The sequence below is a fragment of the Massilia sp. CFBP9012 genome (genome assembly GCF_034045115.1).
Taxonomy (GTDB): Bacteria; Pseudomonadota; Gammaproteobacteria; order Burkholderiales; family Burkholderiaceae_D; genus Telluria.
On sequence record NZ_JAXCWM010000034.1, the window covers coordinates 1 to 638 of the forward strand.

The 638-nt window shown below is 80.6% G+C and carries 1 pseudogene; it reads right to left on the reverse strand.

Annotated features, from left to right (window positions below):
* Positions 1–638 (reverse strand): annotated as a pseudogene (locus tag SOM61_RS26400) (hypothetical protein); the annotation flags it as partial.

Here is a 638-nt window from a genome sequence, read left to right on the forward strand (position 1 = left end):
CCTGCCGTGCCGCCCTGGCCCGCGCCGCCTGCGCCGCCGGTGCCGGTGGCGCCGTTACCGCCAGCGCCTGCCGTGCCAGCCGCGCCCGAACCGCCAGTGCCTGCGGTGCCGGTGGCGCCTGCGCCGCCGGTGCCTGCCAGTGCCGCGCCCGAACCTGCGGTGCCGCCGGTGGCCGCGCCGCCTGCTGCGCCGGCGCCCGAGGTGTTGGTGCCAGCTGCGCCCGAACCGCCTGCGCCGCCTGCCGCGCCTGCACCGCCGGTGCCGGCCATCGAGTCACCCGCGGTGCCCGAGCTGGCGCCGCTGGTTGGGCTGCCTGCGGTCGAGGTGCCGCCGGTGTTGGTGGCCGCGCCGCTGGCGCCGCCGGTGCCGGCGGTTTCGGTGCCCGAGCCTGGCATGCCGCCGGAACCCGAGGTCGAGGTGGCGTCGCCGATCGCTGCGCCGCCGCCGCTGGCGCCGTTCGATGCGGTCAGGGTCGAGCCCGACGATGCGCCGCCGGTGCCGCCTGCGCCGCCCAGGCCGCCTGCAGCGCCTGCACCGCCGTTGGATTCGCCTGCGCCGCCCGCGCCGCCGGCGCCGGTGCCGATGGCGCCGTTCGCGCCGCCGTTGCCGCCAGCCAGCGAGCCGGTCGAGCCGCCTGC